This window comes from Paenibacillus sp. IHB B 3084 (assembly GCF_001447315.1).
Classification (GTDB): domain Bacteria; phylum Bacillota; class Bacilli; order Paenibacillales; family Paenibacillaceae; genus Paenibacillus.
This window is the reverse complement of record NZ_CP013203.1, coordinates 4,058,590-4,083,628: the sequence shown is the minus strand read 5'-3', so window position 1 is coordinate 4,083,628 and position 25,039 is coordinate 4,058,590. Positions and strand designations below refer to the sequence as shown.

16 protein-coding genes, 11 tRNA genes, 2 rRNA genes and 2 pseudogenes are annotated in these 25,039 nt (G+C 48.3%); 2 read left to right on the top strand and 29 right to left on the bottom strand.

Translation table 11 applies throughout. The annotated features are described in order from the left end of the window. Positions 1 to 129: 129 nt before the first annotated feature. The 7 genes from ASL14_RS19175 to ASL14_RS19145 form a co-directional block, all read right to left on the bottom strand. Positions 130 to 2,187, bottom strand: a complete 2,058-nt coding sequence (locus ASL14_RS19175; protein WP_223264034.1) for a methyl-accepting chemotaxis protein — start codon at positions 2,185 to 2,187, stop codon at positions 130 to 132. 217 nt (positions 2,188 to 2,404) lie between these two features. Beyond that, complete coding sequence (locus ASL14_RS19170; protein ID WP_134913058.1) at positions 2,405 to 2,917, bottom strand: adenine phosphoribosyltransferase; 513 nt, start codon at positions 2,915 to 2,917, stop codon at positions 2,405 to 2,407. A gap of 69 nt (positions 2,918 to 2,986) precedes the next feature. After that, positions 2,987 to 5,383 (bottom strand): single-stranded-DNA-specific exonuclease RecJ, encoded by a 2,397-nt coding sequence (gene recJ / locus ASL14_RS19165; protein ID WP_134913057.1) that lies wholly within the window; start codon positions 5,381 to 5,383, stop codon positions 2,987 to 2,989. A gap of 34 nt (positions 5,384 to 5,417) precedes the next feature. Then, positions 5,418 to 6,374 carry a cation diffusion facilitator family transporter gene (locus ASL14_RS19160; protein WP_134913056.1) on the bottom strand — a complete coding sequence of 319 codons (957 nt, stop codon included), beginning with the start codon at positions 6,372 to 6,374 and terminating at the stop codon, positions 5,418 to 5,420. A 133-nt stretch (positions 6,375 to 6,507) separates the two neighbouring features. Beyond that, positions 6,508 to 7,425: a protein translocase subunit SecF gene (gene secF / locus ASL14_RS19155; protein WP_134913055.1), complete on the bottom strand. Its 918-nt coding sequence runs from the start codon at positions 7,423 to 7,425 to the stop codon at positions 6,508 to 6,510. Continuing rightward, positions 7,415 to 8,671 (bottom strand): protein translocase subunit SecD, encoded by a 1,257-nt coding sequence (gene secD, locus ASL14_RS19150; RefSeq protein ID WP_134913054.1) that lies wholly within the window; start codon positions 8,669 to 8,671, stop codon positions 7,415 to 7,417. Before secD ends, secF begins: the two co-directional genes overlap by 11 nt. Before the next feature lie 90 nt (positions 8,672 to 8,761). Then, complete coding sequence (locus ASL14_RS19145; protein ID WP_013311570.1) at positions 8,762 to 9,019, bottom strand: post-transcriptional regulator; 258 nt, start codon at positions 9,017 to 9,019, stop codon at positions 8,762 to 8,764. 307 nt (positions 9,020 to 9,326) lie between these two features. Between ASL14_RS19145 and spoVB the strand changes: the two genes are divergently transcribed. Beyond that, positions 9,327 to 10,901 (top strand): stage V sporulation protein B, encoded by a 1,575-nt coding sequence (gene spoVB, locus ASL14_RS19140; RefSeq protein ID WP_134913053.1) that lies wholly within the window; start codon positions 9,327 to 9,329, stop codon positions 10,899 to 10,901. Positions 10,902 to 10,906: 5 nt separating this feature from the next. Here the strand turns inward: spoVB and ASL14_RS19135 are convergent, their stop codons facing one another. Continuing rightward, positions 10,907 to 11,686 carry a YetF domain-containing protein gene (locus ASL14_RS19135; protein ID WP_134914575.1) on the bottom strand — a complete coding sequence of 260 codons (780 nt, stop codon included), beginning with the start codon at positions 11,684 to 11,686 and terminating at the stop codon, positions 10,907 to 10,909. A 206-nt stretch (positions 11,687 to 11,892) separates the two neighbouring features. Between ASL14_RS19135 and ASL14_RS19130 the strand changes: the two genes are divergently transcribed. Beyond that, positions 11,893 to 12,282 carry a TIGR04086 family membrane protein gene (locus tag ASL14_RS19130; RefSeq protein ID WP_134913052.1) on the top strand — a complete coding sequence of 130 codons (390 nt, stop codon included), beginning with the start codon at positions 11,893 to 11,895 and terminating at the stop codon, positions 12,280 to 12,282. Positions 12,283 to 12,361: 79 nt separating this feature from the next. Here the strand turns inward: ASL14_RS19130 and yajC are convergent. The 21 genes and pseudogenes from yajC to ASL14_RS19025 all read right to left on the bottom strand — a co-directional run bounded on the left by yajC (position 12,362) and on the right by ASL14_RS19025 (position 24,718). Next, positions 12,362 to 12,693 (bottom strand): annotated as a pseudogene (gene yajC / locus ASL14_RS19125) (preprotein translocase subunit YajC). A 34-nt stretch (positions 12,694 to 12,727) separates the two neighbouring features. After that, positions 12,728 to 13,867, bottom strand: coding sequence for a tRNA guanosine(34) transglycosylase Tgt (tgt, locus tag ASL14_RS19120; protein WP_134913051.1), 1,140 nt, complete (start codon positions 13,865 to 13,867; stop codon positions 12,728 to 12,730). A 20-nt stretch (positions 13,868 to 13,887) separates the two neighbouring features. After that, positions 13,888 to 14,916, bottom strand: coding sequence for a tRNA preQ1(34) S-adenosylmethionine ribosyltransferase-isomerase QueA (gene queA, locus ASL14_RS19115; RefSeq protein WP_134913050.1), 1,029 nt, complete (start codon positions 14,914 to 14,916; stop codon positions 13,888 to 13,890). 6 nt (positions 14,917 to 14,922) lie between these two features. Next, positions 14,923 to 17,015 (bottom strand): annotated as a pseudogene (locus ASL14_RS19110) (SpoIID/LytB domain-containing protein). Positions 17,016 to 17,292: 277 nt separating this feature from the next. Beyond that, positions 17,293 to 18,300 (bottom strand): Holliday junction branch migration DNA helicase RuvB, encoded by a 1,008-nt coding sequence (gene ruvB / locus ASL14_RS19105; protein WP_025681892.1) that lies wholly within the window; start codon positions 18,298 to 18,300, stop codon positions 17,293 to 17,295. A gap of 51 nt (positions 18,301 to 18,351) precedes the next feature. Continuing rightward, positions 18,352 to 18,966 carry a Holliday junction branch migration protein RuvA gene (ruvA, locus tag ASL14_RS19100; protein ID WP_134913049.1) on the bottom strand — a complete coding sequence of 205 codons (615 nt, stop codon included), beginning with the start codon at positions 18,964 to 18,966 and terminating at the stop codon, positions 18,352 to 18,354. Next, on the bottom strand, positions 18,963 to 19,466 hold the full coding sequence (gene ruvC / locus ASL14_RS19095) for a crossover junction endodeoxyribonuclease RuvC (RefSeq protein ID WP_014282985.1): 504 nt from the start codon (positions 19,464 to 19,466) through the stop codon (positions 18,963 to 18,965). Before ruvC ends, ruvA begins: the two co-directional genes overlap by 4 nt. A gap of 235 nt (positions 19,467 to 19,701) precedes the next feature. Continuing rightward, a complete protein-coding gene (locus ASL14_RS19090; protein WP_134913048.1) occupies positions 19,702 to 20,406 on the bottom strand; it encodes a BofC C-terminal domain-containing protein in 705 nt (234 codons plus the stop codon). 118 nt (positions 20,407 to 20,524) lie between these two features. Beyond that, a tRNA-Pro gene (locus tag ASL14_RS19085) sits at positions 20,525 to 20,598 on the bottom strand. Positions 20,599 to 20,605: 7 nt separating this feature from the next. Then, positions 20,606 to 20,685: transfer RNA gene (locus tag ASL14_RS19080), tRNA-Leu, on the bottom strand. A gap of 13 nt (positions 20,686 to 20,698) precedes the next feature. Further along, positions 20,699 to 20,775, bottom strand: a tRNA-Arg gene (locus ASL14_RS19075). 5 nt (positions 20,776 to 20,780) lie between these two features. After that, positions 20,781 to 20,855: transfer RNA gene (locus tag ASL14_RS19070), tRNA-Gly, on the bottom strand. A gap of 35 nt (positions 20,856 to 20,890) precedes the next feature. Beyond that, positions 20,891 to 20,966, bottom strand: a tRNA-Lys gene (locus ASL14_RS19065). 28 nt (positions 20,967 to 20,994) lie between these two features. Further along, a tRNA-Asp gene (locus ASL14_RS19060) sits at positions 20,995 to 21,071 on the bottom strand. Positions 21,072 to 21,099: 28 nt separating this feature from the next. Continuing rightward, positions 21,100 to 21,176 (bottom strand) — tRNA-Met (locus tag ASL14_RS19055). Between the two features lie 32 nt (positions 21,177 to 21,208). Then, positions 21,209 to 21,284: transfer RNA gene (locus ASL14_RS19050), tRNA-Val, on the bottom strand. Positions 21,285 to 21,290: 6 nt separating this feature from the next. Then, positions 21,291 to 21,362 (bottom strand) — tRNA-Glu (locus ASL14_RS19045). Positions 21,363 to 21,379: 17 nt separating this feature from the next. Next, positions 21,380 to 21,471 (bottom strand) — tRNA-Ser (locus ASL14_RS19040). A gap of 3 nt (positions 21,472 to 21,474) precedes the next feature. After that, positions 21,475 to 21,550: transfer RNA gene (locus ASL14_RS19035), tRNA-Asn, on the bottom strand. 19 nt (positions 21,551 to 21,569) lie between these two features. Beyond that, positions 21,570 to 21,686, bottom strand: a 5S ribosomal RNA gene (gene rrf / locus ASL14_RS19030). 105 nt (positions 21,687 to 21,791) lie between these two features. Continuing rightward, positions 21,792 to 24,718: ribosomal RNA gene (locus ASL14_RS19025) — 23S ribosomal RNA — on the bottom strand. Positions 24,719 to 25,039 lie beyond the last annotated feature (321 nt).

Here is a 25,039-nt window from a genome sequence, read left to right as displayed (position 1 = left end):
CATCATATTAAAAATCGCCGACTCCATGTGCTGAGAATGAACACATCCTGCCAAACGGCAAAACGTGTTGACCGTAGCATATGGAGAGCGGCGATTTTTTTATCATACTGCCTGTTTTTTCAAACAATATCACACACGAAAACGGGATACCACCTGATTGAGCGTATCAGAAACGCCTGTAAGCGACTTGGCTGAGCTATCCAGACCTTCCAACGCTTTCAGTTGCCGTTCGGACCGTTTCGAGGCTTGCCCAGCACGTTCAGCAGAAGCTTTCGCAATATCGGCAAGGTAACTAATAGATGCTGCAACCTCCTCTGAGCCTGCTGACATTTGCTCCGAGGCCGATGAGACCTCCTGCACTTCAATCGCAACCTGCTGGATATCTTGATTCATTGCAGCAAAGCGCTCCTCGACCTCCTGCAAAATTGCCACTCCTTCATCCATCTCCAGAGTGCCCTGTTGCATTCCTTCCATTGCTAATTTCGTTTCTTCCTGCATGGACCGGATTCGGCTTGTAATTTGCTCCGCAGACTGGCTAACATTTACGGCAAGCTTGCCGATCTCTGAAGCCACAACGGCGAATCCACGTCCATGTTCACCCGCACGTGCGGCCTCAATGGAAGCATTCAGCGACAGCAACTTGGTCTGCCCGCTAATTTCCTGAATGATCCCAATAATGCTGCCAATCTGAGCCGACCGTTCATTCAACGAACCTACTACCTTGCCTGCTTCATCCATAGATACCTTCGCTTTGCGCATTCCTCGGGTGACCTCGGTCAAACGTTCATTTCCTTGATGTGCCTTATGTTCAATGCCTGTGGTGGCTTCAGATACCTCCTGTATGGATTCGGCAATACGTTGAACACCAACAGCCATTTCCTCCATCGCAGTCGCACTCTCTGCCGCAGCAGCCAACTGTTGTTCAGCGCCTTCCTTTACCTGAGCCAGCTCGTCAGCATTGTGCTTCGCATCCTCAGCTGCGCCAGAAATATCCCGGGAAATAGTTGAGGATACCGTCGTAATCACGCCGGATTCTTCGCTCAAGCGACTTGCCATCCCCCTTGTAGCAGCAATCACCTCATTGATTCCCTCTGCCATTTGACCAAACTCATCTTTACGATGATGAGATACTTCAACTGTATAATCTCCAACGGCCATGCGATTCGTCATCTGCATTATTTTTTTAATTTCTTTGACCATTCCTGAATTGCTAACCAGCAAAGCCCCCATAATCAATAGGATTCCGATAGCACTAACGATAAGGAGCAGTTTAAGCATTTCGTTCGCAGGACGATTCAGCTCCGAATCCGGCAGCAGCACCCCAATTTTCCAACCGGTTTGCGAAATTGTATCATACAATATCCGATAATCCTCATTCCCGATGGACGCGGATATCTGACCGGAAGCTCCGTTTTGAATAGCTTGTGCCGCCTCCGCAGTCAACACCTTTGTTAACGGCTCACCTGCTTTTATGGACTGTAGCCCCGATGACAGGATCGCTCCATTCTTGTCCATCAAAACCGCTCTTCCTTGAGCACCGAATTTCATCCGTTCGATATAGGCTTGAATACTCGCCATACTTAAGTCACCCGTAATGACACCCTTCAGCTTACCTGTTCGGTCATAAAATGCTTTTCCGGCAGTAATCATATTTACTTTCATTTTGGAATCGTAAAAAGGCTCCGTAAAGTTTATATCTTTACCTCGCTCAACAGCCCCTGTATACCACAACTTTGTTAAATAGTTATATTGGGGATCATCATATTCAGTCGTTTGCTTCATCTGTTTACCATCTCTATACACATAATTGGATCGATATGTCGTATCTGGCTCATACGCATCCTTGGCGAAAAAAACACCCAGACCATAGGTCATATCATTCAATGCCAGCTCTTGTTCATACAAATGTCCATAATCATCAATCCTCGTTCCTGTCCCCAACTGTTCTGCACTCTTCGCCAGCATGGAGACCAGTAAAGCATGCCGATCCACATTAGCTGTAATATCCGCTTTAACTCCCGACAGAGAGTGGGTAGCATTCTGACTAATTTCCGCGTCCAGCTTTTGCTTGGCGAAAAAGTAAGATAATAAACTGATTAAAATCAAAGTCAGAAGTACAAGAGGAACCAAGGTAGAGAATGTTCGTGCCTGTAAGCTTTTAAATTGAATCGTACGCAATATAACCACCCCTACCCCTTTTTAACTGTTTATCGTCATTTTGTTCAATTTTTTTATAACGATTTTCGTAAATGAATGGAGAGTTTATGTAAATTACATTTCCAACCAAAAACACCTAAAAAAATAGCCCGATGGAGCAACTCTTTAAGAAAAGAGAGGTTCCATCGAGCTATTTTGGTTGTTCATGCTCAAATATTTCCCGGGAAACCCCCAGGCCTTAGAGCACTTAGTACGTAATCAGCGTAAACACATCTACGTCAGGCAATTTCGCCCGTCCATTTAGATCAGACAGCTCTATAAGAAAAGCAGCCCCTACCACATTTCCACCAAGCTGACGTACCAAATTCACTGATGTAGCAATGGTTCCACCTGTAGCAAGCAGATCATCCGCAATCAAAACATTTTGTCCCGACTCAATTGCATCCTTATGCATAGCCAGCATGTCCTTGCCGTATTCCAAACCGTATGCTTCCTCGATAGTCTCACCAGGCAACTTGCCACTTTTACGGATGGGAATAAAACCAACACCAAGTGCATAAGCCAGAGGCGCACCTACAACGAATCCACGTGCTTCGGGACCTGCAATCAGATCAATTTTCAAATCCGATACCAATTCCTTCATATCATTGATTGCCTTGCGGTACAGTTCTCCATTTTTCATCAGGGTCGTAATGTCCTTAAAACTAATCCCTGGTTGTGGAAAATCGGGAATCACCCGAATATATTCTTTGTAGTCCAACTTAGTTCCTCCTACTGTAAACTTCTAATTAGTATATCCATCCTATTTCATCAGCTTTGAGGCTATGCCTCAAGACGCACCCTTCATAAGCGACATAATCCAGCTTGTCATCTGGGTTGTATCCGCATCCAGCAAATAACGCTCCATTTCAGCCATATCATGCAATTCCTGATACCGTGGAGAAGCCGTTAAATCCCGCTTGGGCGGATTGGACACAAAACAGAATCGCCCTTCTGTACGCGTTATAAACTCAAGCTCCTCGAAAATGTCCAGCACTTTAGATAGCATTCGTACTGAACAGGAGCATTGGCGGCTAAGGGCAGGCAGCATTGCTTTTTCGTCCACAGGCTGCGTCCCTACTCGGGAAAGCACAACGTAAATACGCTTGAACAGCTCCCTGTCCGGGCTGACGAGCCGACCGCCTCGTTCACTGACCGAATGAAGAAGAAACACATTCTCCACATCTTCAAACGTAGACCACAATGCCTGCAACTGTTCTGGCGTATCCGGTGGCTCCAACACGAACAGTGACTTTACAGAGTGTTGCGTATCCCTTCGATCATCACCGGGAGTAACGCCGCCCTCCTTATCATATACCCATATGGATTCGGCGTTCACTGAACGAGACGGACGAAGCCTGGACGATGGATGCATCACAACAGCAACGTCATTTTTTCGTTCTTCTATACGAGGATGAAAAATCTTAAGCCCCCGCTCCAGCTCGGCAAAAGGGTCTGATACTCCCCGATAATCAAAAATTTGCGGAGCCTGTACACGGATATCCTGCATCATCAGTTGAAGAGAGCGTTTGCCGTTCCATTCATTAACAGACAGTTCGCCCAGCAGATCCAGCTCGGATTGCTGCTGCAAAAAATCAGCCAGATCGCCACGCCGGAAGGCAATCGCATCCAGCGATAATCCGTTCTGCTCCAATAGCAACTTCACATGATTCTTCTCACGCCCCATTTTACGAGCCTCACGCAATTGAAGACCCTGTAACACGAAACGTGGAGAAGGGTTCCCCATACCAAAGGGTTGAAGTAACTCCAGTTCTTCAACCACCTGTACAGATACCTCGTCCAGACGACAAACCATATCTGCCTCGGCTACAGGAACGAGATTGTCTGGCGTCAGAATGGAAGCGGCATAGCGATTTAGCCGTTCCTCAAACGCCGCCAGATTGTCGCGAGACAGCGTCATACCCGCAGCCGAAGGATGACCGCCAAAATGCTCCATCAAGTCATGACTGTCTGTCAGAGCACTGTAAATATCCAGGGCCGGAATAGAACGGGCAGACCCTTTGCACATGCCTGTCTCTGCATCTATGCCAAGAATAATGGTTGGGCGATAATAGCGATCCAGCAGCTTGGAGGCCACAATCCCCACGACACCTACATTCCAGCCTTCACCAGCCAATACGATGACAGACGGAAGCGTACCTCCATTCAGCTTGGCTGTCAACTGCTGTTCAGCTTGCTCCACAATACGTTCAACCACTTGCTGACGCTCCCGATTGAGCAAATCCAGCGCATGCGCAAGCTGATCCGCTTCCTCCTCCTGCTCTGTCGTCAAAAGGGAGACCGCCCGTCCTGCATGATCCAGGCGTCCGCTGGCATTAATCCGGGGAGCCAGAGCAAATGCGATGTTGACTGAAGTCACTGTAGACATATCCACGCCCGCTACACTGAGCAACGCCCGGATACCTGGAAACGCAGAGCTTCTCATAGACTGAATCCCTTTACGTACAATCGTTCGGTTCTCACCATATAACGGCATCAGATCAGCTACCGTACCGATAGCAGCAATTTCAAACCATTCCTCAGGCACTTCACTCAGCAGCGCCTGTGCCAGCTTTAGTGCCACACCTACACCAGCAAGGCCCTTGAATGGATACGGACAGCCAGGTAGCTTCGGATTGATCAGAGCATACGCTTCAGGAAGCACAGCAGGAGGCTCGTGATGGTCAGTTACAATAACATCTATGCCCAGGGTTGCCGCATAAGCGATTTGCTCTACTGCACTAATTCCCGTATCCACCGTAATAACCAGCGTAACCCCTTGCTGATTAGCCCAATCAAGGGCATGATTGTGCAGTCCATATCCCTCATTGGAGCGGTGTGGAATGTAAATATCATACGAAGCTTTCAGGAAGCGCATAAGCTGAATCATCAATGACGTACTGGATACCCCGTCCGCATCATAATCACCATAAATTAATATGTGTTCGCCACGCTCCAGCGCCTGACGGATTCTCGGCACTGCCTCTTTCATGCCCAGGAGCAGAAAAGGGTCGTGTATGTCATCTGCACTTCCGTACAAAAAGCGGTTTGCTTCCCCGGCCGTAGTGACACCCCGATTCACTAAAAGCCGGGACAACAATGGTGAAATCCCCAGCTCTTCCATCAACGGCTGAGCCGCCTCCAGGTTAACCTCCGGGGTCTTCCATCGGTACTGCGAATGAAGCAATCCTATTCACCTTTCTTTCATAGTCGTCCTGCCATTATTGCAGCAGGGACGACACATCATTATCCGGTAGTTCATGATTAGACTTGTAAGGATACCCGGCTTGATAAGAAACGAACTGCATCTGTACATGGGTCACCTGCGGAAACCGCGCCAGTAGCAGATTTTTTGCCCGATCAGCAATTTCCTGCGCTTCTTGCACCGTAATCCGGGGATTCACGCTAATGGTTACATCCACAGTTATAAAAAGACCTGCTTCCTGCGCATGCAGATGCTCAACTGTTACGATACCATGCACCCGCTGAATCGTCTCCATGAAGCGTTGTGAGTCTTCCTCACGCAGAGGTTGTGCAGGAGCCGGATAGGCGGTATTCAGTACCATCAGATATCCTTTACGCAACACCAGACAGGCTACCAGCAGCGCAGCAGTTGGGTCAAGGTATAATAATGCAGGCCAATCCATCGCTTCGCCTGTCATTGCCCCAATCATACCGATCAGTGCAATCAGCGACGCATAAAGCGAGTACCGTTCATGATTAGCGTACAAATCTGCTTCGGTCTTATGTCCGTGTTTAATGGAGTAGCGGTATTGAAACTGAAACAGCACCTCTCTCAGTACCAGAGCAACGAAAGCGGTAATGAGCGCATACAGACCTGGTGCCTGTGGCTCTGGGCTGCTTAAAGAGCGAACAGCCAATATGCCCAACTGAAGGCCACTCATCAGCACCAATATAGCCAGTACCACCGATATCACAGTTCGGACTTTTTCACCGTTCCGCAACCGTGCCAGTATACCATGCTCTGCTGCACCTTTGGAGAACAAAAGCTCCTGCAAACGAGAAGCACTATCCGCAGCCGTGTGCAGCGCATCCCCCATCAACGCCTTGCTGTTTGCCGCATAACCGACGGTTCCCTTTAGAACAGCCAGTGCAAGATTACCTATAATCCCGCTCCACGCCGCAGTTTCCAATGATCGGCTGCGTTCGCTATTCACAACGTATCCCCCTCAATCCTGAACTGACAATTCCCCGGTAATGCTCCATTTCAAATTCTCCAAACCTTAGAAAACCGCGCCCATACAGACGCGGCTTTCTCTTTAATTCATACTGCTGATGTCAAGCGTAATTTTAAGACTTTGCAGTCTTGGCCGCACCACCGCCAGCTGCCGGAGACTTTTGTTTTCCTTTCAAGGCCACCCACAGCGGGCTGGCAATGAAGATGGAAGAATAAGCACCAAACAACAAACCGATAACCATCGCAAGCGAGAACATCCGAATCGACTCGCCGCCAAAAATGAACAAGCACAAGGAGGCAATAAACACAGTAAACACCGTTGCAAGTGAACGAGTCATTGTCTGTGCAATACTGTGATCGACCACCTGCTCCAAGTCGTCCCTGGACTTCTTCTTCGCAAATCGTAAATTTTCCCGAATGCGGTCAAAAATAACGACGGTGTCATTGATGGAGAAGCCGACAATCGTCAGAATTGCTGTAATAAAGGTCAAATCCACCTCAAGTCGGAAGATCGAGAAAATACTGATAACGAGAAAGGCATCATGCAACAGCGAAACAATGGCTGCGATGGCAAACCGCCATTCAAACCGGATCGAGATATAAGCAGCAATGGCTACACAGGCTAACAAAATCGCCCATATTGCATTTCGCTCCAGCTCTTGCGCCATTTCCGTATCTACCGTATTAACCTCAAAGGAAGCCTTCGGATCAAGCTCTTTATTGAAAGATGTTTTAAAATCATTCACTTGCTGATCCGTCAACACCTGCGAAAAGCGGATACCAAAGCGCTCTTTACCCGGCGTATAATCCACCTCTTTGCCGATACCCTTCTTGTCCAGCAAAGTTTGAATCTGTTCCTGTGTAACTGTTTTGGTCAGATTGACATCCACATTGGAACCGGAACGGAAATCAACACCGTAATTCAAACCAAAAATCGACAAGCTCAAAATGCCTAGCAGTGTGATAATAATCGAGAACGTGTAAAACCACTTGCTCATCTTGATATATTTATAGTCCCAATTAAAGCGCACTAATATCACTCTCCTTCACACCAAAATACTTGGGCTTCTTCACAGCATCCGCTTTAACCAGCAGATTGAGCAAGAAGCGGGAGAAGAAGATATTCGTCAAAATACTGGTGACAATATCAACGATGAGCACCAGAGCGAATCCTCGAACGGAGCCTGTTCCCAGACCAAACATAACCGCTGCTGCTATAATTGTCGTAACATTGGCATCCATAACGGTACGGAACGAGGCCTTACTACCTGCAATGACAGAAGAACGAATCGTTTTGCCTGACTTGATTTCTTCTTTAATCCGTTCATACGTAATGATATTGGCATCGACCGCCATCCCGATCCCGAGCACGAAGGCTGCAATACCCGGAAGCGTAAGCACGAAACCGCCCAAATAGAAGATCGCAAGCACCACCCAGGTATGAACGATGAGACAGAAGCTGGCAACCAGTCCCGGTACACGGAACATCGCAATCATAAATACCAGAATAATGATCGAGCCGATCAAACCGGCACGGATCGTTTGATCCAGTGACAGTTGACCCAGCGTAGCACCTACACTCTGAGAATATTTTTCCGTCAGTTTGAGCGGAAGAGCACCCAGATTAATCGTATCCGCCAGCTTGTTCGCTTCATCACGAGTGTAGCTACCTGTGATTGATGCGCTACCATCCGTCAATTCCCCACGTACAGTAGGTGCAGACAGCAATTCCTGATCCAGGAAAATAGCTAATTCTTTATTAAGAAGTCGCTTTGTAATCTCTGCAAATTTGGCTTTGTCTTTCACTTTGATACTAATTTCAGGCTGATTCAGCTGGTCGAAGCCGACAACAGCACCATTCTCCACAAAATCATTACCGCGAAGCTCAATTTTGCTGTATTGGCCCGGCTTTTTGGCATCCGCTGCCGTTGCACTGCGGAAGGTCAACTCGGCAGGCTTTTTCAGCATGGAGCGGACTTCTGCTTCATTGGAGACACCAGCAAGCCGTACACGAATGCGGTTGGTACCCTCCGTTGTTACTTCCGGCTCAGTTGTACCAAGCGCGTTTATCCGTCTCTCCAGACTTTGAGCTGTTTGTATAAGAGACTGGCTGGTTACACTCTGCCCGGCTTCCAAAGGCTGGGCTTCATATAAGATTTCAAAGCCTCCCTTTAAATCGAGGCCTAGTTTTAAACTGTTCAGCAGGCCCGGGCTTGTCCCGACCATAACACCAGTGGTTATGAGCACGACCACGATGAAACTTAGAATTCTCTTCATTCCGTCCCATGTTCCCCTTTCATTCTCAATATTCCTATTATAGCTACCCCTCAAAAAGCAGTCAATTTGAACGCAAAAAAAGACCCCCTTCTATTCGAAAGTGGAGCCCCGTAATGCGGACATTGTCAAATAGTTCATAAAGCTCGTCGCTTTAAGGGAAAGTATATCGTTAACGAGCTTGTGCAGCGGAGGAATACCCTCCTTTTCATATTTATGACTGACGCAATTCCACACGTCCTTGCTTGTGACATGCTCATAGCCTACGAGAATCAACTCGTCCGCCTTGCTTTGACACAGCATCTCAATTGCGTCATCCCAATCCTGCTCATCCAGCTCTTCCATACCCACGATGGCTGTTCCTCCTCCCAGCGACTCCGGTTCCGCAGATCAGCAATTAGCGGGGTTATTGACTGCTTTATAGAACATTTCTGCCCTGATCCTGGAAAACCCTTCTTTTTCGTCGAAAATAGCCGTAAACCAACAATATATGCATTCATTTCGATCGTCAATAGCAGAATTCACCACTCCCCCTCTTGTTGTCCTGATCCCTCTGCTTTCAGTCGGAAAAGCTTGTCATGAACATGGACAGGTCCGGCATATCTTTTACAGTAACACATAGACGCGGAATTCATTTTTGGGGAAGAGGGAGTTGCGATTGAAAAAGCAGACATTCATCCATGGAGCAATTATTTTATTAGCAGCTGGAATTATCAATCGGCTGCTGGGTTTTATTCCGCGAATCGCGCTCCCGCGTATTATCGGTCCCGAAGGAGTCGGCTTGTACCAACAGGGGTATCCCTTTTTTATCGTGCTGGTAACCCTTATTACCGGGGGCATACCGCTTGCCGTAGCCAAGCTAGTAGCCGAGTCTGAAACTGCGGGTCAACCCGAAATGTCACGGCGTATTTTGCACACCAGCCTGCGCTTCACTGTTACACTCAGCCTGCTTGCCATGGTGCTCTGTCTTCTCTTTGCCCCTTGGATTACAAGCCACCTGCTGACAGACAGCCGTGTATATTATACATTTGTCAGCATGAGTCCAATGATTGTTATTGTTGCTGTTTCCTCTGCCTACAGAGGCTATTTTCAGGGGAAACAAAATATGATTCCGTCCGCAAGCTCCTCCATTGCCGAGACTGTCATGCGCATTTTTTGCGTCATCTGGTTTGCTTACCTGCTCCTTCCGCATGGCGTGGCCTACGCTGCTGCAGGGGCGATGCTCGGTGCACTGGCGGGTGAACTCATCGGCATGATTGTGCTTCTATGGCAATACAAATGGAACCAGCGAAAAGATCATGTACCCCTACAACCGGAGGTATCTTCACCTTCAGCAGCTCATTCCGAACAACCGTCTGTGTTGTCACGACTTCTGTCTATATCGGTTCCCGTAACAGCCGGAAGACTTGTGGGGTCGTTGTCCTATTTGCTTGAATCCATTCTATGTATGCGCAGTCTGGCCGTAGCAGGTATTGCAACTGGAGTGGCAACCGCCCAATACGGGGCTATGCAGGGTATGGTCATTCCAGTGTTATTACTACCCGGTGTCCTCACCAGTTCGCTGGCTGTTTCCCTTGTACCTTCCTTATCCGAAGCTGCTGCCAATGGACAAATCACAGCCATTCATAAACGGTTGCATCAATCCCTCCGGCTTGCTTTGGTTGCAGGAGCCCCATTTGCTGTCATCATGTACGTACTGGCAGAGCCTCTGTGCCTGTTACTCTATAACAATGGCGACATTGCGGGCATGCTTAAGCTCATGGCTCCCTTCGCTCTTTTTATGTACATTCAGGCCCCGCTTCAGGCAGCACTTCAGGCTCTAGATCGTCCCGGAAGTGCCTTATTCAATACCTTTGTCGGAGCCGTTATCAAAATCGCGCTTATTGTCTGGCTTGCTTCCCAGCCTCAATACGGTATCTATGGAGCTGTCATCGCTATTTGTATCAACAGTACCATAGTCACCCTTTTGCATGGCTTCAGTGTAAGCAGACTGCTTCGGTTTCGTGTGCGGTTGCTTGATTTCTGGAAAACCGGTGTGGGCATGATTATCATGGCGGCTACGGTCTTATATGCTTACAGACATCTAACGGTTTTCGATCAAATGTGGCTGCAATTTCTTTTTGCCGCAGGCTTGGGCATTATTCTGTACCTTTTTCTGATGACTCTGACCAAAATGATTGATTGGGACAATCTCACCCGTATCCCCATCCTAAGAAGATGGTTTAAAGCATAACAGGTTTAATCCGAGGATTCCCCAAAGGCCGGTGGTGTAATATATACATCGCCTTTATGGTTAACCGAGCACAAGAAAACATCCTTAAAATCTTTATGACCTTGAGCTTGAATCTGATTTTTAAGCCAAAAACGGTTCATATCCATACGCTCCAAATTTCGATCCAGCACCTTGCCATCCATAATCAACGGAATGGGAAGGCCTTCATATCTAAACTTCCCGCCGATTTGAGGCGAAGGATGGACTTTATTCACCTGTTGATCATTGTTTGTCAAATTCGTTTGTCCTAAATTTTGCTTCTGCTTTTCAGATTCACTATCTTCAACGTTATCATCTTTACGTATGACCGTGAGCTTACCTGTCGTTTCCAAAATAACATATTCTACATCGTCCAAGCCTTCGATATTTTGTTCCCGAAGTTGTAACAGCAGATCATCTAAATTGTAGCGTTGCTTCAGCATTTCTTCCTTATTTACCTGTCCGTTGGAAAACAACACACTGGGCTTACCATCAAACAGCAGCCGCAGTCGTCGACTTTTCAGACTGAAATACGAAATGCCGATCTGCAAAATCAGCAGCACGCCCAAAGGAATCAGCCCTCCATACAACGGACGCTCTATATCTTCCAAACTGAATACAGCGATTTCCGCAATCATAATGGATATCACGAGGTCAAAAACAGACAATTTTCCAATCTCCCGTTTACCCATTAAGCGCATAACCAGAAATACAATAAAGTACATGAGAAACGTTCGAAATATAAGTGCAAAAATATCGTGACCCAACATGTCCGCCTCCTCTCCTGTACTTGCGACAAGACATTTGCCGTTCATTGTACACGTATTCTGACCGTTCCTCATATCAACCATACAGAAAACAAAAGGTTAAATTATTGAAATAAAGACAAAGACTGCTTACGACTTGGTACTAAGCCGGGAGGCTTGGCCATAGAATTATAATAGTTCAAACCTTGGTACAGGAGGAATTATCAATGGAGCTCATTCGCCGCTGGTGTTCGTTTCGTCTGGCCCATCCCATTTTATCCGGCTTGTTTTATGCTTTTGCATGGATGCTGCTTGGCGCATTTATCCTTTCGCTATTCTTGTGGCTGACACAGATGCAGGAACAGGATTTATCGTTGTATACGTACATCGTTCATGCATTCGCCATGGTATCCGGCGGCTTCGTCGCCGGTAAAAGATCCACGAACAAAGGCTGGTATCAAGGCGGTATTACAGGCATCCTGTATGGGCTAATCGTGCTGCTGGTTGGTTTTCTGGCACTGGATGCAGGCATGAACGCCAAGGATCTTTTGCATCTGGGAATTGCCTTTATCATCGGAGCAGGGGGCGGGATGTTTGGGATTAACCTGAGCAAATAATCAAAATGCATGTGGCAAAACAACACAAAAAACCGAGCCCTTCTCAAAGGCTCGGTTTTTGCATGGTTATGCTAATATTCTATGACTTGGAAACAACTTCCTCGGAAGCTGTATCTTTTGCAATCGCATTGCTGATCGCGCTGCGATCAAAGGTCAGCTTCGTAACATCATTCACACGCAAAACAACCACATCATCCGTAATCTCCAAAATCGTACCGTGAAGACCTCCGATCGTAATGACTTTATCGCCCTTTTTCAAGGCTTGAAGCATCGTTTGACGCTGCTTCTGTTTTTCTGATTCGGACGAATCAGCAAGAAATAGAAGATTACAAACATCAGCGCCAGTGGCCAGATCATTTGAAAAAGTCCTCCAGTTCCACCGGTTGCAGCAGCTGTAGCAAAATGAAACATGTTAAATCCCCCTTCGTATACTCTCCCCTAAAACTTAAAAGCCTTTATCATTATCATGAAGACCGTACTGCTCAAAAAATTCATCGCGGAAATCAAGCAGCCTGTCATCCATAATCGCTTGTCTGACATTGCGCATCAATTGAATTAAGAAATGCAAATTATGATACGTTGTCAGTCGGAGCCCGAAGGTTTCATCCGCTTTAATCAAGTGTCGTAAGTAAGCACGTGAATAATTACGACAGGTATAGCAATCACAAGCCGGATCAAGCGGGCCAAAATCTCTTGCATATTTGGCGTTGCGAACGACAAGACGACCTTGGCTGGTCATCGTTGTCCCATTGCGAGCAATTCGTGTTGGAAGTACGCAATCAAACATATCCACACCACGGATAGAGCCTTCAATCAAGGCATCCGGTGAACCTACGCCCATCAAATAGCGTGGCTTGTTAGTGGGAAGCAGAGGAAGCGTATAATCCAGCACTTCATACATCAAATGCTTCGGTTCACCTACGCTCAGTCCACCAATAGCATACCCCGGGAAATCCATGGAAGTCAAATCCGCCGCGCTCTGCTTGCGCAGATCTTCATGCATGCCCCCCTGAACAATGGCAAACAACCCTTGATCATGAGGACGCGCATGCGCCTCCAGACAGCGCTCAGCCCAACGGCTGGTGCGTTCCAACGACTTTTTCACATACTCATATTCAGCCGGAAAAGGAGGACATTCATCAAAGGCCATCATGATATCCGAGCCGAGCGAGTTTTGAATTTCCATTGCCACTTCTGGCGAAAGAAACTTCTTATCTCCATTCAAATGAGAGCGAAAATGAACGCCCTCCTCCGTAATTTTACGCATTTCACTCAATGAAAACACTTGAAACCCGCCGCTGTCCGTTAAAATAGGACGATCCCAGTTCATAAACTTGTGCAGCCCACCCGCTTCACGAATAATATCATGACCGGGACGAAGAAACAGATGGTACGTATTACTCAAAATAATTTGAGCATCCATTTCCTTTAGTTCCTCAGGACTCATCGTTTTAACTGTAGCTTGTGTCCCTACAGGCATAAAGGTTGGTGTTTCAATAACACCGTGAGGAGTATGCACACGCCCGAGACGGGCTCCCGATTGCTTGCAGGTTTTAATATGTTCGTATCTTATTGCTGGTGCCATATTTTCTCTACCATCCTTAATTAATAAATGAACATTGCGTCCCCAAAGCTGAAAAACCGATATTCCTGGTCAATCGCCTCTTGGTAAGCATGCATAATATTCTCCCTGCCCGCCAGTGCACTGACCAGCATAACCAATGTGGATTTAGGCAAATGGAAATTTGTAATCATCGCATCCACCACACGGAATTCATAACCTGGATAAATAAAAATCTGCGTCCAGCCACTGCTGGCCTGTAATAATCCGTCACCGAATGTATTGCCCACCGTCTCTAGCGTCCGACAACTGGTTGTCCCCACCGCCACGACTCTTCCGCCGCGCGCTTTGGTTTCATTCAGCACATCTGCCGTTTCCTGTGACAATGAGTAATATTCTTCATGCATCACATGCTCTTCAATCGTATCCACAGACATGGGTCTGAACGTTCCTAAACCGACGTGAAGGGTGACAAAGGCAATGGAAACATCCTTTTCTCTAATTTGATCTAGCAATTCCTCTGTAAAATGCAACCCTGCGGTTGGAGCTGCGGCTGAGCCTTCATGCCGGGCATAAACCGTCTGATAACGCTCACGGTCATCCGGTTGCTCCTTGATATACGGTGGAAGCGGCATTTGTCCAAGACGATCCAATATCTCCTGAAAAATACCTTCATATGAGAATGAGAGCACTCTTCCGCCCATATCTCCTTCTTCCTCAATGACCGCCTTCAGCTCATCACCAAAAACGATAACCGCGCCCTTTTTCAGCTTCTTGCCGGGTTTTACCAATGCTTCCCATCGGTCACCCTCCAGTTGCTTGAGCAGTAACACCTCGGCCTTAGCTCCCGTGTCTTCCTTGATACCGAACAAACGTGCAGGAATCACTCGCGTATCATTTAGCACCAGCGTATCGCCGGGTTGAAGATACTGCACAATATCTGAAAATGTATGATGACCCACTTCACCGCTATCCTTGCTCAGTGTTAGTAATCTGGAAGCACTTCGATCAAGCAAAGGTGTCTGTGCAATTAATGTTTCAGGTAATTCAAAATCGTAGTCGTTTACGTTCATATATTGTCAGTCCTTAACTATATCCACGTTTTTGTAATAGTGTTGCAAAATTTTCTTGTAATCATACCCCTGATCAGCCAAACCGTTGGCTCCCCATTGTGACAATCCCAAACCGTGACCATTCCCTTTGCCTGTAAAAATAAAGCTCTGCGTTTTGTCGATGACGCGTGCATGACGATCTTCATTCATGACGATCACCCCGTTACCACTGGAAGTGCTGCTCCCTGATGCCGACAGGATTGTAGTTCCCTGTGTACCATTTACATGAGTAGTAGCCCCATCAGCGCCTAATACAGTATAACTGCCGGTACTCGCAATATCAAACAGCGTGCTCGGCAATCCGCCCATTGCTGAACGATACATATCGGGATATTTCACCTTTAAAGGTGACCCGTTCACTTCAACCTCCAGCACTCGCCCGGACGGACCGCGTTTGGTGACATCGAGATGGTCAATAGAGGACGGTGCTGTGCCCGTTACTTTCCCTTGCAAGGATTTTACAAGCTGAGCGGCCGTAAAGGGCCCCCGTACCCATGCGTAGTCCCCGGATTGAGGTACCTTTTCCAATACAATCATCTCTTCACCGGGCTGTGCCTTGGCTACTGCTGCCACGGTTGATTGAATTTGAGGAATGGGACGCACATTGGTATTTTCAGCAGTCACTGTGACTTTGTCTAGCCCCGCCTCTGTGACTCCCTCCAACTCCTTAACATTATCTTCTCGGATATAGCCTGTCTTTCCGCTGGAGAGAAGCACGTGATACCACTCTTGTGCTCCTTTTTGCGCCGAAATATCCCCTGAGCTATCTATACTGGCAAACGCTTCGCCGCCACTGTTCCACACCTCGGAAGCATCCGCTGTAACGCCGCCCGCATTGGACGAAAATACAGCTTCGACCACCTTGCCACCACTTTTAATCACTTCGCCAGCGGTTGCATCTACAGCCTCGCTAACATTCGCATGCTCTGAGCCTTTGCCGTTATAAGCCTGGCTTAACGTTCCATCCACCACGTTCCCGATCTGAAAACGATTGCCTTGGGCAAGCGCATAGCTGCGAGCCGCCACCGCTTGAGCCTTGAGCGCTTCAGCCGACCACGAGGAATAGACTTCAGCTCCTACCACGGAATACAAATACTGCTCCAACGGCACTTCGTTAACAAGTGCCAGTTGTCCTGACGTCATGCCAAGTTCCATGTCGCCACGATATGTACGCTGTGATCTCTCGACCACTTGAATTCCATCGCTACCTCCGTTGACCATAACCTTGCTATTATCAGAACCACTCAGCACGTAATGAGTCATCACCTGAGAGCCTGTCGTTACTCCTGCTTCCTGCCTCACAATCAGTCCGGTTTGAGTAGCGTTGACTTTAGAGAGCGTAAGTCGCGGTTGCTTGCTTTCCAGTTCTGTTTTCAAAGCGGACAACTTGCTGTCATTACTCTCTTCTCCGACCCACACAGCATATTGACCTCTCGATTGAATGACGGTAAAAGCATCAAAACCTGCGGCAGCAATCGTCGTTCGAACGAGATTAGCCTCTTGTTCGCTTCCGTAGTTTCCCGTAGACCAATGCTTGTTCCCCGTAACTTCGGCCTGTGCTCCGGTTGCAGTAGAAATACGCTGTACAGCAGCCTGCGCCACCTGTTCACTCGCATATATTCCTGCATACACCTGATAGACAGAGCTACCGTTTTTCGAGCCAATAAAAACCATCGGTTTATCATTCGTCTTCTGCAATGCTTGAGCTGCTTTTATCGCAGCCGCTTCATTTCCTTCCAGTACCTTCACCCGATAGCTGTCTACACTAAAACGGGCCGTACTGTCTGGAAGTCCTGTCCAAGACTGAAAGCTACCCCCACTGTTTTGTCCAACACTCAGCCCCCTGATGATTTCAAGGTTACAGCGGGTACAGTCGCTTTATATTTGCTGCCCAGATCCGCAAAGATCACTACACGAATATCCTCTTGGGCAGTAGCGGCGTGAACAGTCGGAGACCAAGGCAGGCAAACTACAGCTAATACTATAGCCGCTGTTGCCCGTTTGGCCCGACCCGCCCATGTGCCGAAAATTGTGCTTTGATTCAACGCTTTTTCACTCATTTCTGGCTCCCCCATTTCTGGCTGTCATAGCACGCATACTGCATGATTTGGCGGGAACTTGACTCATACCTGTCCCTTTTAATACATCGGCGAAATGCGTCTAAACTTGAACCCGCTCAAATCTTAATTCACGCACTCTCTTTCTCCATACCATCCGTCCTGCAATGTCATATTTGTCAAAGCCGTGTAATCACGTTAAGAACTAATCACAGCTACATTTTTCTCCGTAAGAGCCGCTACTGCCTGTTCTCATGTGATAAAAATACACACTCCCTGCTCATCTTGAATCCGTTGGCATGGGAATTCCGAGGTGAGCATAAGCCGCTGGAGTGACCATCCGACCCCGCGGCGTTCTTTGCAGAAGGCCGATTTGCAACAAATATGGCTCATACACGTCCTCGATCGTCTGACTTTCTTCACCAATGGTCGCTGCAATTGTATCCAATCCCACAGGCCCGCCACGGAATGAATGAATCATCGCCTTAAGCATTTTATGATCAATTTCATCCAGTCCGCGCGGATCAATTTGCAGTCTCTTTAACGCCTCTGCGGCCAACTCTGAATGAATAATACCGTCTCCGGCAACTTGGGCAAAATCACGCACCCTTTTTAACAGCCGATTCGCAATCCGTGGCGTCCCCCGTGAACGCAGTGCGATTTCTTCGGCTGCATCCCCGACAATTTCAATCTCCATAATATCCGCGTTCCTTGATACGATGTAGGCCAGCTCGTCTGTCGTATAGAACTCCAACCGACTAATGACACCAAATCGGTCACGCAACGGCGCAGAAAGCAGCCCAGCGCGCGTAGTAGCCCCGATAAGCGTAAAGGGCGGCAAATCCAGACGGACTGAACGCGCACTCGGGCCTTTACCAATCATAATGTCCAGTGCAAAATCCTCCATTGCCGGATACATGACTTCTTCCACCGTACGGTGCAGGCGATGTATCTCGTCAATGAACAAAACATCGCCCTCTTGAAGATTGGTCAGCAACGCTGCCAAATCTCCGGGTCTTTCAATTGCTGGGCCTGAGGTCGTGCGTAAATTAACGCCCAGCTCGTTGGCGATAATATTGGCGAGCGTCGTTTTGCCCAATCCAGGCGGACCGTACAGCAGCACATGATCCAGCGCCTCTTTACGCATCTTGGCCGCTTCAATATATATTTTCAAATTTTCTTTCACCTGATTTTGCCCGATATATTCGTTCAGATAACGGGGGCGAAGGCTTAGCTCCGCCGTCTGGTCTTCCATCATCAAATTGGCGGAAATAATCCGGTCATCCATATTCCATCGCTCCTCCTTTTCACCAGACTTCTTTTAATGGACATCATCGTCCTATCCGGCAAACAACAGTTGCAAAGCCCGTTTCATCAAAATATCGGCAGATTCATCAGGTTTCACGTCTTTCTTCATTCTGCTCCATACCTTATCCAGCTCCGCATCTGTGTAGCCCAGCGCCTTAAGTGCTTCTCGTGCCTCGCTCCAATAGGAACCCTCGCCTTCCTCCACGACAGGCTCCGCAAACAATCCGGTCGCAATCCCGACTGAGCCGATGCCGTCCAACTTGTCCTTCAAATCCAGAATCATGCGTTGCGCCGTCTTTTTACCGATGCCCGGCAGCTTGGTGAGAAACGCGATGTTCTCTTGATAGATTGCCGTTACCACATGGGTAGGCGTACCGCCTCCCAAAATACCAAGCGCCACACGCGGCCCAATTCCGGATACATCAATCAGCTTACGGAACAACTGTTGTTCCTCACGAGTCGCAAACCCGAACAGTAAAGTAGCATCGTCCCTTACATGATGATGAATATAGATGACAATCGGCCCTTCTGTTTTAGCAAAGGCATACGGGTTCGGACAAAATACCCGGTACCCGACCCCTTGTACATCCAATACGACATATTCATTTTCCAAGTGAGCCACAGAACCACGCAAGAAATCTATCATTTTCGCAATACCTCATTTAATTTTGAATTTAGTCCATATGAATGTGCATGACAAATAGCCACTGCCAAAGCATCCGCCACATCATCAGGTTTGGGCACGACTTGAAGCTTCAGAAACATTCTTACCATTTCCTGTACTTGCTTTTTCTCAGCCTTTCCATACCCTACAATGGCCTGCTTCACCTGCATAGGCGTATATTCCCCTATAGGCAGACCACGTTGCTTCGCAGCCAGTACCAGCACGCCGCGTGCCTGACTTACAGACATCGCAGTAGTTACGTTACGATTAAAAAAAAGCTTCTCCAGCGCTACCGCATCAGGCTTATATTTATCAATCAATTGCAGCATGCCTTCATATACATGAAGCAATCGCTCTTCTTCCGGTGTATGGGCCTCCGTCTGGATACAGCCATATTGAACAGGAACCACCTTACTGCCGATCTTGTCCACAAATCCAAAGCCCACAATTGCAATACCCGGATCAATTCCTAGAAAACGCAAAAAAATCTCTCCCCTATCGCCAAAATACGGCGTTAACTAGCCATCAACGATTTAATATCAAAACCATAATCATTGCCAAATGCTAAACAAAGCGAACATATGTGTCGTTCATTTCATTATAACAAAACTTTGCATCTAATAGAGTAAAAAGTTTAATCCTAAGTTCAACACAAAAAAGAGACGTTATACGCCTCACCCCCCGGGCAAAGCCTACACGCCTCTTTCTTGCATGTAATCAATATTGCTGCTTCAATACCCGCTGTGTTCGTTCCACTGCAAAATCACTAAAAGTAGAGATCACACTGTTGTATTCGTTCATATCCTGCACACGGATTCCTTGCTGGAGCTGCTCATACACTCCCTCGGGCAGAGCCGTCTCCATTGATCCCACATCCAGCTGGAAGAAAGTCCGAATTACTTTTTCTTTTTTAGGCGGCCCTTCAAACAAAGTAAGTTGTCCATCCATACTCATACCCATGTAGGCGTGCTGTTTGCATAACTCCGACAAATCCTCCACCTTACGCTCCAGCCACACTTCGCCTCTGGTATTTAACCGTCCCTTCCAATCGGGATGCTGCTTCAGCAAGCTCTCTAACTGCTGCGAACTTAACGTTCCCAAGGAAAGCGTCTCTGTGCCACACACATAGGTGGTTAACAAATGAGTCTTCCTACTGATGCCCGAAGCACGGATACTTTGCAATATCTGCACCTGTGAGGAATGCACTTCGGCCGGACTCGTGTGTGAAGGCTCCTCCGTATCAACGTCCGCCATAACGGTAGTAGCAAGGGGCTGTGACAGCATAGTTTGCATATGACGTGAAAACAGAATACCGAAACCTGCCAGCAAACAAGCCGATCCAAAAATAATACAGGCCCACACCGTTCTTCTCCACTGCTTCCAGCGTCGTTTAATTTGTTTTTTCCAGCTTAATCGCTTCACAGTAATCCCTTCCGTCCCACTTTTTGTGTTATTGTGGCCTGACGATTACTGATTTATACAAAAAAAGACAACAAATACAACAAAAAAAGCCGCTTCTTCAAGCGACTTTCCTTTTGAATCGGGATGACACGATTTGAACATGCGACCCCCTGGTCCCAAACCAGGTGCTCTACCAAGCTGAGCTACATCCCGAAATACATGCCGGTGAGAGGACTCGAACCTCCACGGTTTCCCTCACGATTTTGAGTCGCGCGCGTCTGCCAATTCCGCCACACCGGCTTATGAAGTTAAATGGCGCGCCCTGAGAGATTCGAACTCCCGGCCTTTTGATTCGTAGTCAAACGCTCTATCCAGCTGAGCTAAGGGCGCAAATATGGAGCGGACGACGGGAATCGAACCCGCGACCCTCGCCTTGGCAAGGCGATGCTCTACCGCTGAGCCACGTCCGCAATACAATGATATCCATGACATATGAGTTCATGAGTGGTGAGCCATGAAGGACTCGAACCTTCGACACCCTGATTAAAAGTCAGGTGCTCTACCAACTGAGCTAATGGCTCCCAACAGGGTAGTATAACTTTGTAAAAATGGCGGAACTGACGGGATTCGAACCCGCGATCTCCTGCGTGACAGGCAGGCATGTTAGGCCTCTACACCACAGTTCCATAACAATGATCCATTAAGAAAGTTAATTGGTTGCGGGGACAGGATTTGAACCTGTGACCTTCGGGTTATGAGCCCGACGAGCTACCGAACTGCTCCACCCCGCGATAATATTAGGGAATACTATATAAGAAATAAATGGTGGAGGCTGAGGGGCTCGAACCCCCGACCCTCTGCTTGTAAGGCAGATGCTCTCCCAGCTGAGCTAAGCCTCCATATTATGACCCGTAGGGGAATCGAACCCCTGTTACCTCCGTGAAAGGGAGGTGTCTTAACCGCTTGACCAACGGGCCTTACAATAAATAATATCTGGCGGAGAGAGAGGGATTCGAACCCTCGAGACGCTTTTGGCGCCTACACGATTTCCAATCGTGCTCCTTCGGCCAGCTCGGACACCTCTCCATATGGCTCCCCGAACAGGACTCGAACCTGTGACAACTCGATTAACAGTCGAGTGCTCTACCAACTGAGCTATCAGGGAATAGTTATCATAAAGATTTGCTTGGCGACGTCCTACTCTCCCAGGACCCTGCGGTCCAAGTACCATCGGCGCTGGAGGGCTTAACGGTCGTGTTCGGGATGGGTACGTGTGGAACCCCTCCGCTATCGCCACCAAACATGAATTTACATCGTAAATTCGCCTATACGTATGTATCTTCTACATACTTTCAAGGTGTTACACCCTGAAAACTGGATCCGAAACTCCATTGCATTTTATTCTTTAGGATAAGCCCTCGACCGATTAGTATTGGTCAGCTCCATGCATTACTGCACTTCCACCCCCAACCTATCTACCTCGTCGTCTTCAAGGGGTCTTACATACTGGGAAATCTCATCTTGAGGGGGGCTTCACGCTTAGATGCTTTCAGCGCTTATCCCTTCCGTACATAGCTACCCAGCGGTGCTCCTGGCGGAACAACTGGTACACCAGCGGTACGTCCATCCCGGTCCTCTCGTACTAAGGACAGCTCCTCTCAAATTTCCTACGCCCACGACAGATAGGGACCGAACTGTCTCACGACGTTCTGAACCCAGCTCGCGTACCGCTTTAATGGGCGAACAGCCCAACCCTTGGGACCTACTTCAGCCCCAGGATGCGATGAGCCGACATCGAGGTGCCAAACCTCCCCGTCGATGTGGACTCTTGGGGGAGATAAGCCTGTTATCCCCAGGGTAGCTTTTATCCGTTGAGCGATGGCCCTTCCATGCGGTACCACCGGATCACTAAGCCCGACTTTCGTCCCTGCTCGACTTGTAGGTCTCGCAGTCAAGCTCCCTTCTGCCTTTGCACTCTTCGAATGATTTCCAACCATTCTGAGGGAACCTTGGGGCGCCTCCGTTACTCTTTAGGAGGCGACCGCCCCAGTCAAACTGCCCACCTGACACTGTCCTCGTACCGGATCACGGTACCAAGTTAGAACCTAGATACGATCAGGGTGGTATCCCAAGGATGCCTCCTCTCAAGCTGGCGCTCAAGTCTCTTAGGCTCCCACCTATCCTGTACAGATCGTACCCAAATTCAATATCAAGCTGCAGTAAAGCTCCATGGGGTCTTTCCGTCTTGTCGCGGGTAACCTGCATCTTCACAGGTATTAAAATTTCACCGGATCTCTCGTTGAGACAGCGCCCAAGTCGTTACGCCATTCGTGCGGGTCAGAATTTACCTGACAAGGAATTTCGCTACCTTAGGACCGTTATAGTTACGGCCGCCGTTTACTGGGGCTTCGGTTCATAGCTTCGCCCCGAAGGACTAACCACTCCCCTTAACCTTCCAGCACCGGGCAGGCGTCAGCCCGTATACTTCGCCTTGCGGCTTCGCACAGACCTGTGTTTTTGCTAAACAGTCGCTTGGGCCTTTTCACTGCGGCCCCCTCGGGCTATTCACCCTACCGAGGCACCCCTTCTCCCGAAGTTACGGGGTCATTTTGCCGAGTTCCTTAACGAGAGTTCTTCCGCGCGCCTTAGAATTCTCTTCTCGCCTACCTGTGTCGGTTTGCGGTACGGGCACCTTCTCCTGGCTAGAGGCTTTTCTTGGCAGTCTGAGATCATGACCTTCGCTACTGTAATTTTCGCTCCCCATCACAGCCCAGCCTTACGATGTGCGGATTTGCCTACACACCAGCCTCACTGCTTAGACGGACATCCATCAGTCCGCGTCACTACCCTACTGCGTCACCCCATTGCTCATAACGGATTACGGTGGTACAGGAATTTCGACCTGTTGTCCTTCGACTACGCCTATCGGCCTCGCCTTAGGTCCCGACTTACCCTGAGCGGACGAACCTTCCTCAGGAACCCTTAGGCTTTCGGCGGATCTGATTCTCACAGATCTTTTCGTTACTCATACCGGCATTCTCACTTGAATGCAGTCCAGCGCTCCTTACGGTACACCTTCAACCCGCATTCAACGCTCCCCTACCCCTGATGCATAGCATCAAGCCATAGCTTCGGTGGCGTGTTTAGCCCCGTTACATTTTCGGCGCAGAGTCACTCGACCAGTGAGCTATTACGCACTCTTTCAATGGTGGCTGCTTCTAAGCCAACATCCTGGTTGTCTGTGCAACTCCACATCCTTTCCCACTTAACACACACTTGGGGACCTTAGCTGATGGTCTGGGCTGTTTCCCTTTCGACAATGGATCTTAGCACTCACTGTCTGACTCCCGGAACTAAGTCTATGGCATTCGGAGTTTGACTGAGCTTGGTAACCCTTGCGGGCCCCGCACCCAATCAGTGCTCTACCTCCACGACTCTCTTTTCCGAGGCTAGCCCTAAAGCTATTTCGGGGAGAACCAGCTATCTCCGGGTTCGATTGGAATTTCTCCGCTACCCCACCTCATCCCCGCATTTTTCAACATGCGTGGGTTCGGGCCTCCAGTGCGTGTTACCGCACCTTCACCCTGGACAGGGGTAGATCACCCGGTTTCGGGTCTACGTCCACGTACTCATTCGCCCTATTCAGACTCGCTTTCGCTGCGGCTTCAGCTCTTCACCTTAACCTTGCACGGGAACGTAACTCGCCGGTTCATTCTACAAAAGGCACGCCATCACCCATACATAGGGCTCTGACTTCTTGTAAGCACACGGTTTCAGGATCTATTTCACTCCCCTTCCGGGGTGCTTTTCACCTTTCCCTCACGGTACTGCTTCACTATCGGTCGCCAGGGAGTATTTAGCCTTGGCAGATGGTCCTGCCGGATTCATACGGGGTTTCACGTGCCCCGCACTACTCGGGATCCGTCTCGGAGGGAACAGGTTTTGAATTACAGGGCTTTTACCTTCTCTGGCGGGCCTTTCCAGACCTCTTCATCTAACCGGTTCCTTTGTAACTCCATGTGAGACGTCCCACAACCCCAAGGAGCAAGCTCCTTGGTTTGGGCTAATCCGCGTTCGCTCGCCGCTACTGACGGAATCACTATTGTTTTCTCTTCCTCAGGGTACTTAGATGTTTCAGTTCCCCTGGTATGCCTCTGTTCTGCCTATGTATTCAGCAGAAAGTGACTGTCGATGAAGACAGCCGGGTTTCCCCATTCGGACATCCCCGGATCAAAGCTTGCTTACAGCTCCCCGAGGCTTTATCGTTGTTCGCCACGTCCTTCGTCGGCTCCTGGCGCCTAGGCATCCTCCGTGTGCTCTTTGTAGCTTAACCTAGACTTTTCTTTCAAAGAAAGAAAATATCGATGTTCGATAAAGAATGATGTTTGCCAAAGGCAAAAGATCTTTCCTTACCTGCTACCTTTATTTCACTTGTTTACACAAGATCAGCGTAAAGGAATATTCTAAAACGCAATTTCGTTTCGGTATCCAGTTTTCAAGGTGCACTTTTCCGGTTTTTAAGGCCGGATGAATATCATATCAAATTCCTCAACACTTGAATACAAGTATATGTTGGAAACGCTATGTGAGAGATTGAACTCTCAAAACTGAGCAACGAGTGAGTAGTTTTTTTGAAGCTTACGCTTCATATTTG